A 17,923-nucleotide genomic window follows, 5' to 3' on the forward strand; every position below is an offset into this window, starting at 1 on the left:
GAGAAGTGAAAAGATATGGCTTTAATACTACCAAAGGGACTACCTGTTATTAATAAATTATTAGATGAAGGAATAGATGTAATTTGTAAAGAAGACTTTAATAAAGATTTAGAATACAAAGAAAATATAGATACTAAAATAGCTATATTAAATCTAATGCCAATAAAAATAGATACAGAGTTAGATTTACTTAGAAGAATAGACAAGACAGGTTTTAATGTATCTGTAGAATTTATTAAAATCTCAACAAGAGAGAGTAAAAGAAGTTGTAATGAATATGTTAAGAATTTTTATAAAACATTTGATGAAGCAAAAAAAGAATCTTTTGATGGTTTTATAATAACAGGAGCTCCAGTTGAACAAATGGAGTTTGAAGAAGTTGATTATTGGGATGAACTAAAAGATATTATGGATTATTCTAAAAGAAAGGCTAAATCTACATTATATATATGTTGGGCAGCTCAAGCAGGTCTTTACAAATACTACAATGTAAAAAAACTTCCATTAAGTCAAAAATGTTTTGGAGTATTTAAGCATGAAGTGGATAAAAATAGTAAGATAGTAGATGGATTTGAAAAAGAGTTTTTTGCTCCACATTCAAGACACACTACTGTAAATATTGAAACTTTGAAAAATAATGATGAATTGAGCATTGTAAGCCATTCTAAAGAAGCTGGTCCTTATATAATTACAAATTCAAGAGATGTATTTGTAATGGGTCACAGTGAGTATGATAAATACACTTTAGATAAAGAATATAAAAGAGATGTAGATAGAGGTGATAAAATCTCAATACCTAAAAATTATTATATAAATGATGATCCTTCAAAAGAACCAACTGTTAAATGGAAAAAGCATTCAGAACTTTTGTTTAGAAATTGGATAAAAAACTATCTAATAATATAAAACGCAACTAAAAAATATGAGAATCTATAAGGTATAAAAGTAATTATCATACTTCTTTATACCTTATTTTTATTTTATAAAATTGACATTATAAAAGTAGTTTTATATAATAAAACTAAACCGACTGTTGGTCTATTGAAAGGAGAAAGTATATGAGAATTATAAAAGACCCTGAAGAACGTAAAAATGAAATACTTGATACAGCTGAAATGCTTTTTTGTACTAAAGGTTATACAAAAACTACTGTAAATGATATTTTAAATGAGATTGGAATTGCAAAAGGAACATTTTATTACTATTTTAAATCTAAAGAAGAGGTAATGGATGAAATTATAACTAGAATTATAGATAATGATATAAAGATGTTGAAAGAAATTGCTTCAAATCCAGATATTCCAGTTATTGAAAAGTTCTTTCAGATATTAATATCTCAAAGACCTAAAGTTGGAGGAAGTAAAGAAAAAGTGATTAACCAATTTCAACAACCCAACAATGCTGAGATGCATCAAAAGACAATAGTCAAAACTATTTTAAATTTTACACCTATATTAACAGAGGTAGTAGAACAAGGTATAAGAGAAGGTGTATTCAATACAAAATATCCAAAAGAGACAATAGAGTTTTTACTTGTTTCTTCTGAGTGTATATTTGATAAAGGCATGTTTGATTGGGACAATGATGAAATACTGCAAAAAGCAAAGGCATTTGTTTGTATTATGGAAACGACCTTGGGAGCACATAAAGGAAGTTTTGATTTTGTATATAATATGTTAACAGAAGATTAAATTTATTGTAATAGTAAATAACTTTAGATTTTTATTTTTGAATAAGATTAAAATGAGAGGAATCGGTGTAAAATAAATACATCGATTTTTTATTAAAAATATCTTATTCAAAAATTTCAATAAGATAAGATAAACTATTTATAACTGAAGTTACAATATTGTTATTGACAATAAATCCTTAATACTATAATATTTAATACATTAAATATTTATAGTGTTAAGGATTATTTATAAAATATTTTTGAATTTAAAGTTAAAAATATTAGTAAAATAAAGTATTTTTACAGGGAGAATTTATATGGATGAGATAAGTTTTAAAAAAGCACTGCTAGAATTAACTAGAGATATAAATATCAAATTTACAACTTCATTAAGTCAGTTCTATCAACCACTTGGGATTACAGCAGTACAAGCTTTGATTTTATCAGAACTATGTGAACATGGAGAGAAAAAAATAAGTGATTTAGGTAAAAATTTGAATATGACAAATAGCAATGTGTCAGTAATATGTCAAAGACTCGAAAAAAATGGATTTTTAAATCGTATAAGAGATAAAGAAGACCAACGAATTGTAAAAGTTAAAGTTACAGAAAAATCGCTGGATATACAAGAAAATATTTCAAGTAGTATTTTTGATGACTATTTTGAAAATATGACTAGTGAAAAATTGCAAGATATGGAAGATATAATAGAGGGCTTAGAAAAATTAAATAAGCTTTTAACTCATATTGATTGCAAATAACATAAAATTAATTTAAAGGAGAACAAAATTATGGATGAACACAAACCACAAAAGAGGTCAATACTCTATTATTATACAATAATAATAATAGTAGTAATGTTTTTAAATGCTTTAATATTTCCAAGTCTAATGGATAAAAAAATGGTTGAGATTGATTATGGAAAATTTCTTACAATGTTAGATTCAGGAAAGGTTAAATCTGTTGAAATAGAAAGTAATAAAATTGCAATAAGCCCATCTAGTAGTAAGGATAAAAATATATACATAACTGGTAGAATGGATGACCCAGAACTAGTTGATAGATTAAAAGATGCAAAAGTAGAATTTACTAAGATTATTCCTAAAGAAAATTCACCTCTTTTGAGTATTTTACTTACATGGATAGTACCTATAGGTATTCTTATGCTATTTGGTAATTTAATGATGAAATCAATGCAAAAACGAATGGGTGGCAATAGTATGCAATTTGGAAAGAGTAATGCCAAAATGTATGTATCTGCTCAAAGTGGAAAAAGATTTAATGATGTAGCTGGTCAAGATGAGGCAAAAGAAGCTCTAAGCGAGATAGTAGATTTCTTACACAATCCAGAAAAATACAAAAAAATAGGAGCACAAATGCCAAAAGGTGCACTTTTAGTAGGGCCTCCAGGAACAGGAAAGACACTACTTGCAAAAGCTGTGGCAGGTGAAGCAGATGTACCATTTTTCTCAATATCTGGTTCTGAATTTGTTGAGATGTTTGTAGGTATGGGAGCATCTAGAATACGTGATTTATTTAAACAAGCTAAAGAAAAAGCTCCATGTATAGTGTTTATAGATGAAATTGATACTATAGGTAAAAAGCGTGATAATGGAAGTGGAATAGGCGGAAATGATGAACGTGAACAAACTTTAAATCAATTATTAAGTGAAATGGATGGATTTGATGGTGGAATAGGTGTAGTAATACTAGCTGCAACGAATAGACCTGATAGTCTTGATAAAGCATTACTTCGCCCAGGACGATTTGATAGACGTATACCAGTTGAACTTCCAGACCTTGGAGGACGAGAAGCTATCTTAAAGGTACATGCTAAAAATGTAAATGTAGACTCAAATATAGATTATAATGCAATTGCTAGGTCTACATCAGGTGCATCTGGAGCAGAACTTGCAAATATTGTAAATGAAGCAGCACTTTTAGCAGTTAAGTCTGGCAGAGATGTAGTAGAGCAACAAGATTTTGAGGAATCTGTTGAGACTGTAATTGCAGGATATCAACGTAAAGGAGCTGTGATTTCTGATAAAGAAAAGAAAATCATAGCTTACCATGAAATAGGTCATGCACTTGTTGCTGCAATGCAGAAACATTCTGCACCTGTCCATAAAATTACAATAATACCTAGGACTTCAGGTGCATTGGGTTATACTATGCAAGTTGCAGAAGATGAAAGTGTACTTATGTCCAAAGAGGAAGCCATTGATAAAATAACTACTTTTACAGGTGGTCGTGCTGCTGAAGAAGTTATTTTTGATACTTGTACATCAGGTGCATCAAATGATATAGAGCAAGCTACTAAGATTGCAAGAGCTATGGTTACTCGTCTTGGTATGAGTGAGGAATTTGATATGGTTGCTCTTGAAACAGTAAGTAATCAGTACCTAGGAGGAGACTCTTCTCTTGCTTGTTCTTCAGATACTGCAGCTAAAATTGATGAAGAAGTATTTAGAATAGTAAAGACTTGTCATAAAAAAGCAATTGAGATTTTAGCGAATAATATTGATAAACTACATGAACTTGCTGAATATCTATTAGAAAAAGAGACAATTACAGGTGATGAGTTCATGGAAATACTGAATTTAAAGTAACCATGTTGAAATAAAGATTGTAGTAATAGTTTTATTTAAAGATATATTTGTATATTTAAAAATGTTAATGTATTTTCAATAAAATATAAATAAATATCTATATAAATCAAAACAAGAGAATCGATAAAAATGACTGTGTAAAAAATAAAAATGCCTAAATAATAGGCATTTTTATTTTACAATTAAACTACATACTTGTATCTTTACATAATCTTAATCATTAAAAATACATCTTAACTACATTTTTATACTAGAATTGATATTATAATAGTAATGAAATGTACAAGGAGGTTGTTTGATGGACAGACCAAATCCTGATATTCTATTAAAAAAAATAAAGAATGAAGAAAAAAAACTAAATAGAGGTCAGTTAAAAATATTTTTTGGGTATGCAGCAGGTGTAGGTAAAACTTATTCTATGTTGGAGTCTGCACAAAATTTAAAAAAAGTAGGGGTTGATGTAGTTGTTGGATATATTGAACCACATACTAGACCAGAAACATTAGCATTACTTGACAGATTAGAGACTCTTCCTGTAAAAGAAATAGAATATAAATCTATAAAATTAAAAGAGTTTGATTTAGATGCAGCATTAGCAAGAAAGCCAGAAGTTATATTAGTTGATGAGTTTGCTCACTCTAATGTCACTGGGTTAAGGCATACTAAAAGATGGCAGGATATAGAAGAATTATTACTAGCAGGTATAAATGTATATACTACTGTAAATGTACAACATCTAGAAAGTTTAAATGATATTGTGGAGATAATTACAAATGTATCAGTCAAAGAAACTATACCAGATAAATTTTTAGATACAAGTACACAATTAGAGCTTATAGATGTTGAACCTGACGTACTTCTTGAAAGATTTAATGAAGGTAAAATATATAAAAAGGAACAGGCAATTAGAGCAAAAGATAATTTTTTTATAAAAGACAATCTAGTTGCACTTAGGGAAATTGCACTTAGAAAAACAGCCGAAAGAGTAAATAAAGAAGTTCAAATGACTAGATTATCAAAGGGTGATGTAACAGTAATACCTACATCAGATACACTTCTTGCATGTATAAGCCCATCTCCATCTTCAGCCAAGGTTATTAGAACTGCATCTAGGATAGCAGATAGTACGTTTGCTAAGTGGATAGCTTTATATGTTGAAACTCCAAATACAGCAAAATTGCCTTTTGAGGAGCAAAAACAATTACAAAACAATTTAAAACTAGCTAAGAAGTTGGGTGCTGAGATAATTGTTTTACATGGTGAAAATGTAATAGAACAGATACTTAGAATTGCCAAGATAAGAAATGTAACAAAAATTGTAATAGGCAGAAATCATTCAAATACTAAAAAATTGAGTAAAAAACTGAAAAAAGATATAGTTGACAAATTAATAGATGAAGTTGATTATATAGATATACATATAATCCCTTATAAATTTGCTTCAGAGGTTAAATATAGACCTAAAAAAGATAACTCATCAATAAAATCAAAATTTAAAATTAGTAAAACTGATTTTATAAAACTTATAATTATTACTTCAGTGATAAGCATTTTGGCATATATAGTACAAAGTATGGGATTTATAAGAGAAAATATATTACTAATATATATGTTAGGTGTAGTTTTGGTTTCTATGTGGACTAAAGGGTATAGTACAGGTATAATAAGTTCTGTATTTAACATAGTACTGTTAAATTATTTTTTTACAGCACCTTTATATACACTGTCAATAGCTGATTCAAATTATATAGTAACATTAGTTGTATTCTCAATAGTTGGTATAATAACTAGTACTCTTACATCTAAGATACAACATGAAGCAGATACAGCTGCTAAAAGAGAAGAAAATACAAAAATGATATATCAAATCATTAAGGGATTTTTAAGATTGTCGAATAAAGATGATATAGTAAATAAGGGTATAGAACTTTTATGTCTTAGTCTAAGTAGAGATATAGTTTGTTATTTAAATGTGGATAAGGATAAGAAATCAAAGTTCTATAAAAAAAATACTGCTAATAAGGACAAAAATGATTTAGATATAGAAGATGAAAAGGCTGTTGCAAGTTGGGTATTGTCTAATTCAACAGTAGCAGGTAGTGATACAGATACACTTCCTGGTTCAAAAGGATATTATATACCAATTATAGGTATGAATTCAACTTTGGGAGTCATTGGTATATCATGTGTTGATTCAAAATTAGATACAGAAGATATAAGTTTAATTGAAACAATAACTGCTCAAATGGCAATAGCTCTTGATAGAGAAATTCTATCAGAAGCAAAAGAAAACACTAATCTTGAGATAGAAAGAGAGAGGCTTAGAAGCAATCTTTTAAGAGCAGTTTCACATGACCTCAGAACACCATTAGCAGGAATATCTGGAGCAGTTAGTACAATTATAAAAAATAAGGATACTATAGGTCAGGATATAATAGACGAATTACTTAGTGGTGTATATGAAGATACTCAGTGGTTAATAAGACTTGTTGAAAATTTGCTTAGCATGACTAAGATAGATGAAGGAAAGTTAGAAGTCAAAAAACGTTCTGAACTTGTTGAGGAAATTATATCAGAGTCATTGCAAAATATAAAAAAAAGAATTGAAAATGCAATTATAGATATTAATATACCAGAGCAAATATTATTTGTTCCTATGGATGCCAAATTAATAGAACAGGTTTTAATTAATCTAATAGATAATGCTTTAAAATATTCAAAAGAGGATTGTAAGATAAATATAATTGTATATGAAAAAGAAGATTATGTTTGGTTTGAAGTGTCTGACAATGGTCCTGGAATATCAAAAGAATTGAAAGAGCATATATTTGATAGATTTTTTACTGGAGAAGAAGGTACTAAGGATTCTAGAAAAGGTGTTGGACTTGGATTATCAATTTGTAAATCTATAATTCAAGCTCATAAAGGTGAAATTTTAGTAGTAAACAATAAAGATAAAGGTTCAACTTTTAAATTTAGTTTGCCAAAAGAAAATGAATAGTATGAAATTTTGAAATTTAGTTTTGGAGGAAGAAATGAGTAAAAAACTTATATTGTTAGTAGAGGATGATAAAACAATAAGAAAATTTATATCTACTGCACTTGCAACACAAGATTATGATGTTAAAGAGGCTATAACTGGTAAAGAAGGAATATCAATTGCTGTATCATATTCTCCAGATGTCGTTCTATTAGATTTAGGGTTAGAAGATATGGATGGAATAGAGGTAATAAAAGCTATTAGGCAGTTTTCAAATATACCAATAATTGTAGTTTCAGCGAGAGAACAAGACAGAGAAAAGGTAGAAGTGTTTGATGCAGGTGCAGATGATTACTTAACAAAACCATTTTCTATAGTAGAGTTATTAGCTAGGGTCAGAGTAGCGTTTAGACACTCACAAGTAGAATTACAACAAAAAGAAGAGATTAGGTCTACGTTTGAAGTAGGTGAATTATTTATTGATTTTGATAAAAGAAAAGTTATTGTTGACAATAATGAAGTACATTTGACACCAATTGAATATAATATTCTTTCATTACTTGCAAAGCATCATGGAAAAGTACTTACTCATAATTTTATAATAAAAGAAATATGGGGTAGTATTATAGGCAATGAAACTAAGTCTTTAAGGGTTTTTATGGCAACATTAAGACGAAAAATAGAGAAGCAACCTGCTGACCCTAGGTATATAATTACAGAAGTTGGTGTTGGATATAGACTAAATGATGAATAGGCAAAATGGATGCTAAAATTGTATAATTTAGATTAAGTTAAAATGAAGTGTGTATGCTATTATTAATTTAAGTATATGCATTTCATTTTTTAGTACTTTTTTAACATTGATAATATTAAACACATTTTAAAATAAAAGTATGGTATAATTTGTAAGAAAAGTCTAAGTTAAAAAATAAAAGATTTAATATTTATTTTCTAATAAATTTAATATAAATAAATATTAAATAATAATTACTGAAATAGTGAAAAATAATTACAGTAATAAATATATATAATTTTAAAAATGTAAATTGAGGTTTAGGAGTAGATTTATGTATATATTGAATTTAAATACAAGAGAGATTGCAAAAGATTTTAGAACAAAATTTTATATACCAGAAAATTCATATCTTATATTAAGTGCTCCAAAAAATTTAAAATTACTCAAGGAAACTTTGGATATAGATGAAATAACATTTAATGATTGTCTTAAATTTGATGAAATAACAAAGCTTGATTTATTTGATAATTATGATTTTTTGAGCCTAAATACTTTTGAATTGAGAAATGGAGAAGCTGTTATAGAAGAAGTAAATATGTATTTATCAGATAATTTTATATTAGTTGTTGTAAATGAAGAGCATTTTCTATTTGAATTTGTAAAGAATCTTATTTTAAAAAACTCTCAACTTGAAAAAAATCCTGTCATAAACCTTTTTAAGATAAATTATTTAATTTTTAGAGAAGTTATAAAAAATGGTTTTGAATCTTTAGAAAAAGTTGAAGAATTAATTCTTGAAATAGAAGATGAGATGATGGACAATATTCATAAAAATCATGTTTCTAGAATAAGTGATGTAAGAGGATTGACTAGAACTATAGTTAAAAACACCAGACCACTTTTATATATTGGAGATAGAATAGTTAAAGAAAATATACGATATTTAAAATACTCGAATGTAAAAAAATATAATCTTGAAAATTTTCAAGGGATAGATTTTGGTATTGATAAATTATATAATTTTGCACTATCAACACGTGAGTTAGCAGATAAACTCCTAGATATTTATTCTTCTAGAGTAGGTGAAAAAACGAATCACTTAATTACAAAATTGACCCTACTTACGGCTATCTCTGCACCACTTACAATTATAACGGGAATATATGGAATGAACTTTAGGTATATGCCAGAACTAAACTGGCTTTATGGATATCCAGCAACATTACTTTTGATGTTAGGCATAGTTTTTGTTGGAATTATAATATTTAAAATAAAAAAATTATTGTAAAAATAAGATGCTTTTTAAACGATTTTAGAAAAATATATTAAAAGAAAAAGTGTATTAAGAAAATAAAAAAATATTTTAAATTGAAAATATTTATAGAAAATATTGACAATTATATTTTCTTTGCTATAATTATTAAACAAGAAGATTAATAAATTATAAAAATGGAGGATAATACTATGAAAGGGATTTTAAAAGAACTAGTGGCAAAACTTTATAGCTTTTTTTATTTTATGTTCTGGGGCTTTTATTTTAGCGCTGGCTATTTCTTTTACAAAAATACATGTAATTCCTTTCTGGTGAGGCCTTGATTTTAATAACCTTGGGCATAGGTCAATTTTATAAAAATGATTATTTTATATGGTCATGTAAGATTTGATGCTTAATAGATTATTTTAGAGAACTCATTAATGAGTTCTCTTTTTTATTTTAAACTCAAGTATAAAAATATAACATTAGGGGGTAGTAAAGATGATAGTGGTATTAAAAGTAGGAGCAGATAAGAGAGAAGTTAAGAAATTAATAGAAGCTATTTGTAAAGAAGGTGTAGAGGTGAATCCTATAGATGGAAAAGAATTAACTGTTTTGGGGTTAGTTGGAGATACTAGTAAAATAGATGCCAAAAGAATAGAAGCAAATAAGGTGGTTGAAAAAGTTATGCATGTAGTAGAACCTTTTAAAAAAGCAAATAGAAAATTTCATCCAGAACCTTCAATTATAAATGTAGATGGTATGGAAATTGGGTCAAAAAAACTTACTATGATAGCTGGTCCTTGTTCTGTTGAAACAGAGGAACAAATAGTTTCTATAGCTGAAGATGTAAAAAAATCAGGAGCAGGATTTTTAAGAGGAGGAGCATTCAAGCCAAGAACATCTCCATACGCTTTCCAAGGATTAAGATATGATGGATTAGATTTATTAAAAAAAGCAAAAGAAAAAACAGGTCTTCCTATAGTTACAGAAATAATGTCAACACAAGATATAGATGTATTTGAAGAAAATGTAGATGTAATTCAAGTTGGAGCAAGAAACATGCAAAACTTCGATTTATTGAAAGAATTAGGAAAAACAAATAAAACAATACTTTTAAAAAGAGGATTATCTGCTACAATTGAAGAGTGGCTAATGTCAGCTGAATATATAATGGCTGGAGGAAATGAAAGTGTGGTCCTTTGTGAAAGAGGTATAAGAACTTTTGAAACATACACTAGAAATACTTTGGATTTAAGTGCAATCTTAGCTGTAAAAAAACTTAGCCATTTACCAGTCATAGTTGACCCAAGTCATGCAGCAGGAAAATCATGGATGGTTGACTCTCTATCTAAAGCAGCAATTGCTGTTGGAGCAGATGGTTTAATAATAGAAGTTCATAATGACCCAGCTCATGCACTTTGTGATGGTAAACAATCAATTAAACCAGATGAGTATGAAGGATTAATAAATGAACTAAAAACTATCGCATCAGCAGTTGGAAGAGAAATATAATCTATAGAAGGATGGTTAAACGTGGAAGAAAAATTATTAGTTAATCTAAAAGAGAATAGTTACAATATATTTATAAAAAAAAGTATATTAAAAAATATAGGTAAAGAAATTAAAAAAATATATTCTGGAAATAAGATTTTTATTGTTACAGATGAAAATGTAGCAAAATTATATTTATATGAAGTTAAAAATAATTTGATTGAATATGGATTTGAAACTAAAGCTATAATATTAGAAGCTGGTGAAGAGACAAAGTCATTTAATACTCTACCTAAAATATATGAAAGTTTACTTGACTTTAAGTTAACTAGAAAAGATTTGATTATCACATTGGGAGGTGGGGTAATTGGAGATTTAGGAGGATTTATAGCAGCAACTTTTTTAAGAGGTGTAAATTTTATTCAAATTCCAACATCTCTATTAGCTCAAGTGGACAGTTCTGTAGGTGGAAAAGTTGGAGTTGACCTTGAAAGGGGAAAAAACTTAGTAGGGAGTTTTTATCAGCCGAAAGCAGTATTTATTGACCCAGATGTATTATCATCTCTTCCAGAAAAATTTTATAGAGATGGAATGGCAGAGGTTATAAAGTATGGATGTATAAAAGATAAAACTTTTTTTTATAAGCTTGAAAACTTAAAAAATAGGGAAGAAGTGATGCAACATATAGAATACATTATACATAAATGTTGCCTTATCAAAAAAACTGTAGTTGAAGCTGATGAGAGAGATTTAGGAGATAGGATGCTTTTAAATTTTGGACACACACTAGGTCATGCTATTGAGAAACACTATAACTTTACAGGTTATACTCATGGAGAAGCTGTTGGTGTAGGCATGTATAAGATAACATTAGAGAGTGAAAAAAAAGGGATTACAAAACAAGGTACATCAGAGCTTATAAAATCAATTTTAATAAATTATGATTTACCTTATGATGTTGAATTAGGAGATAATAAATCTATAATAGATACTATATCTCTTGATAAAAAAAATCTAGGTGATACACTAAAAATAATACTTTTAAAGGATATTGGAGAAAGTATTATATATGATACTACTTCTAAATTTTTTCAGGAGGTAAAATGATGGGAAGCTTAAAAATATATCCAAGCAAATTATCAGGAGATGTGAAAATTCCTCCATCAAAAAGTATGGCACATAGAGCAGTTATTTGTGCTGCTTTAAGTGATGGAAAAAGTAGAATTTCTAATATAGATTTTTCTGATGATATCATAGCTACTATAAGAGCAATGATATCATTAGGAGCAACCATAGAAAAAAAAGAAGACATTTTAGAAATTACAGGAATCTACTCTAAAGAAGCAATTTTAAATAAAGAGAATCAATTGAATCAACCTAAATTGACTATAGATTGTAATGAATCAGGTTCTACTTTAAGGTTTCTGGTACCTATATCTTTATCCTTTGATGGAGTAAAAAGATTTATAGGAAGAGGTAATCTTGGAAAAAGGCCACTTGATACTTATTATGAGATATTTGACAGACAAGGCATAGAATACAACTACAAAGAAAATAAACTGGATTTAATTGTATCAGGAAAACTTAAACCAGACGAATTTAGAGTAAAAGGAAATATAAGTTCTCAATTTATAACAGGATTATTATTTATATTACCTACATTAGATAGTGACTCAAAGATAATAATTACCACTGAACTGGAATCTAAAGGGTATTTAGATTTAACTATTTCAACTATGAAAGATTTTGGAGTAGAAATTGTAAATAATAATTATAAAGAATTTATCATAAAAGGAAATCAAACTTATAAATCTATAGATTATAAAGTTGAAGGAGATTATTCTCAAGGTGCATTTTATTTATCAGCAGATGCTATTGGAGAAGATATTAACATACTTGACCTTAAAGAAAATTCTCTTCAAGGAGATAGTGAAGTTATTGAGATTTTATCAAGGATGGGTGTGGAAATTTTAAGAGAAGACAACAAAATCAAAGGAATAACAAATTGTCTAAATAGTACTTTGATAGATGCATCTCAATGCCCAGATATAATACCCGTTTTATCTGTGGTAGCAGCTTTAAGTATAGGGAAGACGACTATAATCAATGCTGGAAGACTTAGAATTAAGGAGTGTGATAGACTTCATGCAATAAATGTTGAGTTAAGTAAGCTTGGGGCAAATATAGAAGAAAAAGAGGATAGTTTGATAATTGAGGGAGTAAGCAAATTAAATGGAGGTGTAGCGGTATGGAGTCACAAAGACCACAGGATTGCCATGACACTTGCAATTGCTTCTTGTAGATGTGATAAACCAATCATATTGAAAGATTTTGAGTGTGTATCAAAGTCTTATCCACATTTTTTTAAAGATTTTGAGATGTTAGGAGGAAGAATTGATGAGTGGAATATGGGGAAATAATTTAAAAATATCCATCTTTGGAGAATCTCATGGAAATGCTATAGGTATAAATATAGATGGTCTTCCAGCTGGCATTGAGTTAGACTTTGATAAAATTGATAAAGAAATGAAGAGAAGAGCACCAGGAAAAAATTCTATATCAACTTCAAGAAATGAAAGTGATATACCAGAAATTTTAAGTGGATATTTTGATGGAAAAACTACAGGAGCTCCATTATGTGCAATTATAAGAAATAGTGATACTCGCTCAAAAGATTATGGAGAAGTTAAAAACTTGATGAGACCAGGTCATGCAGACTATACAGGTCATATAAAATATTCTGGGTTTAATGACTATAGAGGAGGAGGACATTTCTCAGGAAGAATAACTGCTCCATTAGTATTTTGTGGTTCTATATGTAAACAAATTTTATCACAAGAAGGTATAGAGATAGGAGCCCACATAAAAAAAATCAAGAATATAGAGGATAAGGGTTTTAATTATATAGACATCTCAAGACAAGAATTATTAAATTTACAAAATTTAGAATTACCTTTGCTTGATTTATCAAAAGAAGAAGCTATAAAAAATACTATTCTAGATGCAAAAAATCAGGGAGATTCAGTTGGTGGTATAATTGAATGTGCAGTGGTAGGTGTTAATGTAGGTGTTGGAAATCCGTTTTTTGATTCTGTTGAATCTACTCTATCACATTTACTATTTTCTGTTCCATCTATAAAAGGTGTAGAATTTGGATTAGGATTTGATATTACAGACATGTATGGTTCTCAAAGTAATGATGAAATGTACTATGATGGAGATACAGTAAAAAGTAAAACTAATAATAATGGTGGGATTGTTGGAGGGATTACAACTGGAATGCCAATAATTTTTAAAGTAGCAATTAAGCCAACTCCATCAATTAGTAAACAACAAAATACTGTTAATATAAAAGATAAAAAAGATGATGTTTTAGGTATTAAAGGTAGACACGACCCTTGTATAGTTCAAAGAGCTGTACCTGTAATAGAAGCAGTAACAGCTATTGGAATTTTTGATTTGATGAAAGGACGATAATAATGGAGGATTTAACGATATATAGAAATAAAATTGATGATATAGATAAGGAACTTGTCCAACTATTTGAAAAAAGGATGAATATAGTTCTCGAAATTGCTAGGTATAAAATGAAAAATAATACTACTATACTTCAAAAAGATAGAGAAGAAAAAGTATTGAGTAAAGCAGTAGATAATCTAGAAGATAAAAAATATTCACAAGAGACTGTACAATTTTTCAATTCAGTAATGGAAGTTAGTAGAAATTTGCAAAAAAGATTAATAGATAATGATGTAGAGGAAAAAAATGAAAACAGTTCAAATTCATCAAATGAAAATTTTGATTTGTTAAATCTATATAAATATAAATCATTAAAAAGTGAACTTAATAAAAAAAATCTCCTAGTAGGGTTTCCTGGTATATCAGGTTCATTCACAGAAGAAGCACTAACAAAATTTTTTAATACTCAAATCACAAAAAAACAATTTAAAGAATTTGAAGATGTCTTTATAGCACTTCAAAATAAAGACATAAATTATGGAATAATACCTATAGAAAACTCCTCTACAGGAGCAATTTCTGAAACTTACGACCTTTTAGGAAAATATGGATTCTATATAGTTGGGGAAGAGTGTATAAAAATAAATCAAAATTTAATTGGAATAAAGGGCACAAACCTTGAAGATATTAAAGAAATATATTCACATCCACAAGGAATAGGTCAGAGTAGTGAATTTTTAAAACAAAATAGTCAATGGAAATTGATACCTTTTAATAATACAGCAACTAGTGCTGAACTTGTTAAAAGGCTTCAAGATAAAACAAAGGCAGCAATTGCTAGTAAAAAAGCCGCAACGATTTATGGATTAGAAATAATAAGTCCTTGTATAAATGATATAACAGATAATTATACTAGATTTGTGGTAATTAGTAATGAGATACACATTGAAGAAGAGTCAAATAAGATGAGTATTGTATTTTCTGTTGAGCATGAAGCTGGAAAGCTTTATAAAATACTTGGATACTTTGCTGAAAACAATATAAATATGACAAAAATAGAATCAAGACCAATGAAAAATGCTTCTTGGAGATATTTCTTTTATATAGATTTTGAATGTTCTATATATGATTCAAAAGTATGTAGTTTGTTAGACATGATAAAATGTAATACAGCATACTTCAAATTTATCGGTGTATATAGAAATAAAATTGAATAGATAAATGTAATTTTTTCTTTAAACAGAATGATTGGAGGTGGAAAGATGAATTTTTTTGGTCTAATAGGTGAAAAGCTATCTCATAGCGTTTCACCTCAAATTCATAAGAGGTTATTTGAAGTATTGAATATTGAAGGTGCTTATAAGAACTTTGAGATTTCAAAAGAAAATATACCAATGTTGGATGATGCTATAAAATTATTAAGAATCAAAGGTGTAAATGTTACTGTCCCATATAAAGAAAGAGTCATGGAGTTTTTAGATTTTATATCTCCAGAAGCAAAGCGTATAGGGGCAGTTAACACCATTTTACTTAAAGAGAATAAATTATATGGCTATAATACAGATTATTTTGGACTTGACATTATGTTCAAAATAGCTAATATTGATATTCAAGGAAAGACAGCTGTTATATTAGGTACTGGAGGTGCATCTAAAGCAGCCATAACATACCTTCTTGATTCTGGAATAGATAAAGTTTATGTTTCAAGTAGAAAAAAAGATAATAAAAAGCTATCAAATAATTCAGCTATATTAATAGATTATGAAGAACTTAAGAATATAAAAGGAGATATAATATTAAATGCAACTCCAGTAGGAATGTACCCTAATATAGGATTATCACCTGTCTCAAAATCTATTATACAAAATTTTGATATATTAGTAGATTTGATTTACAATCCTAAAAAAACTTCTTTTCTAGAAATTGGTCAGAATCTAGGTAAAAAAACGTGTAATGGATTATATATGTTGGTTGGGCAAGCAATAAAATCTCAAGAAATATGGCAGAATACTAAAATAGATAATGGTGTTTTAAATATTATATATGAAGAAATAAAATTAAACTTTTTATAGGGGGATTGATTATGATAAACAAAGAAAAAGTAATATTAATAGGTATGCCAGGTAGTGGAAAAACTACAATTGGAAAACTTTTAGCACAGGAATATAATTGTAGTTTTTGTGATATGGATGATTATATAAATAAAATATCTCAAAAAAGTATAGCAGAATTATTTTTAGAAGGAGAAGATGTTTTTAGAAATTATGAAACTCAAGCATGTAGAGAACTTTCTACTAGTGATAAAACAGTAGTCTCTACTGGTGGTGGTGTAATAAAAAAAGATATTAATATAGAAATACTCAAAGAAGCAGGAATAATACTTTTTATTAATAGACCTATAGAAAAAATTTTAGAAGATATAAATATTAATTCAAGACCCTTATTACAAGATGGAAAAGAGAAATTATACAATCTTTATAATGAAAGAATAAATCTTTATAAAAATGCTGCGGATATAGAAATTTTAAATGATAAATCATTAAATGATGCTGTATATAATATCAAAAATGCAATTAATAAAAATTTTAAATTTGAATTTAATGAAAAAATAATCTAGGGGGAAATAAGAATAATGAATATTGTTGTTGTAGGATTAGGAGTTATAGGAGGTTCTTTTGCTAAGGCATTGAAAAAAGCTGGATATGAAGATGTGTTTGGAGTAGATATAGATTCTGAAACTCTGAAAAAAGCAGAAGAGTTAGAAATCATCAAAAAAGGATGTACTACAGGGAAGGAATTTTTCAAACAAGCTGATTTGATTATATTATCTATATATCCTAGATTAATTGTAACTTTTTTAGAAAATAATAAAGAGTATTTTAAAAGAGGAACTATAATTACTGATACCACAGGAATAAAAGAAGTTCTTATAAATGATGTCTTAAAAATTATTCCAGATGATATAGATTTTATATTTGGTCATCCAATGGCAGGTAGAGAAAAAAAGGGAATTGATTTTGCGAGTGATGAGGTATTTAAAGAAGCAAATTATATAATTACTCCAACTGGCAGAAATAATATAAAAAACTTGGAGTTTGTTGAGAATTTAATTTTAGAGATAGGATTTAAAAGAGTAAAAAAATTAACTGCACAAAAACATGATGAAATGATAGCTTTTACATCTCAATTACCTCATGTAATGGCAGTTGCTCTTATAAATAGTGATGAAGAAGGTAGAGATACAGGCAAATTTATTGGAGATAGCTATAGGGATTTAACTCGTATTGCAAATATGAATGAAGACCTATGGAGTGAACTTTTTTTAGGAAATAGAGATAATTTATTAAAATCTATAGAAAATTTTGAGATGGAAGTGAATTTAATAAAAGATGCTATCTTTAATAATGATAAAAATAAACTTGTTGAATATTTTAAAACATCTTCAGTCAGAAGAGAGTATTTAGAAAAATAGACTCTTATTTAAATTATATAAATTTAAAATTACATGTAAGTGGGTATAAATATAAACAATAACATATTTAATCATATTAGTTTTATTGTTACTAATGTAATTAAATATGCTATTGCTGTATTTATACCCTTAATTTTATTATCCTATAAATAATACTTATTTAATATGTTCTTTATTAACAATTTATAAAACTCAATTGTAAAAAAGAGTTTTTAATAGTAAAATAAAGTGAATCAACTAAATATA

The 17,923-nt window shown here is 27.8% G+C and carries 15 protein-coding genes; all 15 read left to right on the forward strand.

All coding sequences use genetic code 11. The features are described from left to right. The first annotated feature begins 15 nt into the window (after positions 1-15). The 15 genes from IC219_RS02085 (at position 16) to IC219_RS02155 (ending at position 17,677) form a co-directional block, all read left to right on the forward strand. The gene (locus tag IC219_RS02085) at positions 16-906 is read left to right on the forward strand and encodes a homoserine O-succinyltransferase (RefSeq protein WP_227483113.1); all 891 of its coding nucleotides are present in this window, start codon (positions 16-18) and stop codon (positions 904-906) included. 152 nt (positions 907-1,058) lie between these two features. Further along, positions 1,059-1,691 carry a TetR/AcrR family transcriptional regulator gene (locus IC219_RS02090; protein WP_227436059.1) on the forward strand — a complete coding sequence of 211 codons (633 nt, stop codon included), beginning with the start codon at positions 1,059-1,061 and terminating at the stop codon, positions 1,689-1,691. Between the two features lie 298 nt (positions 1,692-1,989). Next, a complete protein-coding gene (locus tag IC219_RS02095; RefSeq protein WP_227823867.1) occupies positions 1,990-2,433 on the forward strand; it encodes a MarR family winged helix-turn-helix transcriptional regulator in 444 nt (147 codons plus the stop codon). A gap of 30 nt (positions 2,434-2,463) precedes the next feature. After that, positions 2,464-4,281 (forward strand): ATP-dependent zinc metalloprotease FtsH, encoded by a 1,818-nt coding sequence (gene ftsH / locus IC219_RS02100; protein ID WP_227831899.1) that lies wholly within the window; start codon positions 2,464-2,466, stop codon positions 4,279-4,281. Positions 4,282-4,579: 298 nt separating this feature from the next. Further along, positions 4,580-7,282, forward strand: a complete 2,703-nt coding sequence (locus IC219_RS02105; RefSeq protein WP_227831898.1) for a sensor histidine kinase — start codon at positions 4,580-4,582, stop codon at positions 7,280-7,282. A gap of 34 nt (positions 7,283-7,316) precedes the next feature. Beyond that, the gene (locus tag IC219_RS02110; RefSeq protein ID WP_227436066.1) at positions 7,317-8,015 is read left to right on the forward strand and encodes a response regulator; all 699 of its coding nucleotides are present in this window, start codon (positions 7,317-7,319) and stop codon (positions 8,013-8,015) included. A 313-nt stretch (positions 8,016-8,328) separates the two neighbouring features. After that, positions 8,329-9,285, forward strand: a complete 957-nt coding sequence (locus IC219_RS02115; RefSeq protein ID WP_227436068.1) for a CorA family divalent cation transporter — start codon at positions 8,329-8,331, stop codon at positions 9,283-9,285. Between the two features lie 468 nt (positions 9,286-9,753). Beyond that, the gene (aroF, locus tag IC219_RS02120; protein WP_227436070.1) at positions 9,754-10,767 is read left to right on the forward strand and encodes a 3-deoxy-7-phosphoheptulonate synthase; all 1,014 of its coding nucleotides are present in this window, start codon (positions 9,754-9,756) and stop codon (positions 10,765-10,767) included. 21 nt (positions 10,768-10,788) lie between these two features. After that, positions 10,789-11,853, forward strand: a complete 1,065-nt coding sequence (gene aroB / locus IC219_RS02125) for a 3-dehydroquinate synthase (RefSeq protein WP_227853310.1) — start codon at positions 10,789-10,791, stop codon at positions 11,851-11,853. Next, positions 11,853-13,166: a 3-phosphoshikimate 1-carboxyvinyltransferase gene (gene aroA / locus IC219_RS02130; RefSeq protein ID WP_227831896.1), complete on the forward strand. Its 1,314-nt coding sequence runs from the start codon at positions 11,853-11,855 to the stop codon at positions 13,164-13,166. Before aroB ends, aroA begins: the two co-directional genes overlap by 1 nt. Beyond that, positions 13,144-14,223, forward strand: a complete 1,080-nt coding sequence (aroC, locus tag IC219_RS02135; protein WP_227831895.1) for a chorismate synthase — start codon at positions 13,144-13,146, stop codon at positions 14,221-14,223. Before aroA ends, aroC begins: the two co-directional genes overlap by 23 nt. Before the next feature lie 2 nt (positions 14,224-14,225). Beyond that, on the forward strand, positions 14,226-15,422 hold the full coding sequence (gene pheA, locus IC219_RS02140) for a prephenate dehydratase (protein WP_227831894.1): 1,197 nt from the start codon (positions 14,226-14,228) through the stop codon (positions 15,420-15,422). 45 nt (positions 15,423-15,467) lie between these two features. Continuing rightward, on the forward strand, positions 15,468-16,277 hold the full coding sequence (gene aroE, locus IC219_RS02145) for a shikimate dehydrogenase (protein WP_227436087.1): 810 nt from the start codon (positions 15,468-15,470) through the stop codon (positions 16,275-16,277). An 11-nt stretch (positions 16,278-16,288) separates the two neighbouring features. Further along, positions 16,289-16,822 carry a shikimate kinase gene (locus tag IC219_RS02150; RefSeq protein ID WP_227436091.1) on the forward strand — a complete coding sequence of 178 codons (534 nt, stop codon included), beginning with the start codon at positions 16,289-16,291 and terminating at the stop codon, positions 16,820-16,822. Positions 16,823-16,837: 15 nt separating this feature from the next. Next, complete coding sequence (locus tag IC219_RS02155; protein WP_227483105.1) at positions 16,838-17,677, forward strand: prephenate dehydrogenase; 840 nt, start codon at positions 16,838-16,840, stop codon at positions 17,675-17,677. Positions 17,678-17,923: the final 246 nt, after the last annotated feature.

Origin of the sequence: Clostridioides sp. ES-W-0018-02 (assembly GCF_020658175.1) — a bacterium.
Taxonomy (GTDB): domain Bacteria; phylum Bacillota; class Clostridia; order Peptostreptococcales; family Peptostreptococcaceae; genus Clostridioides.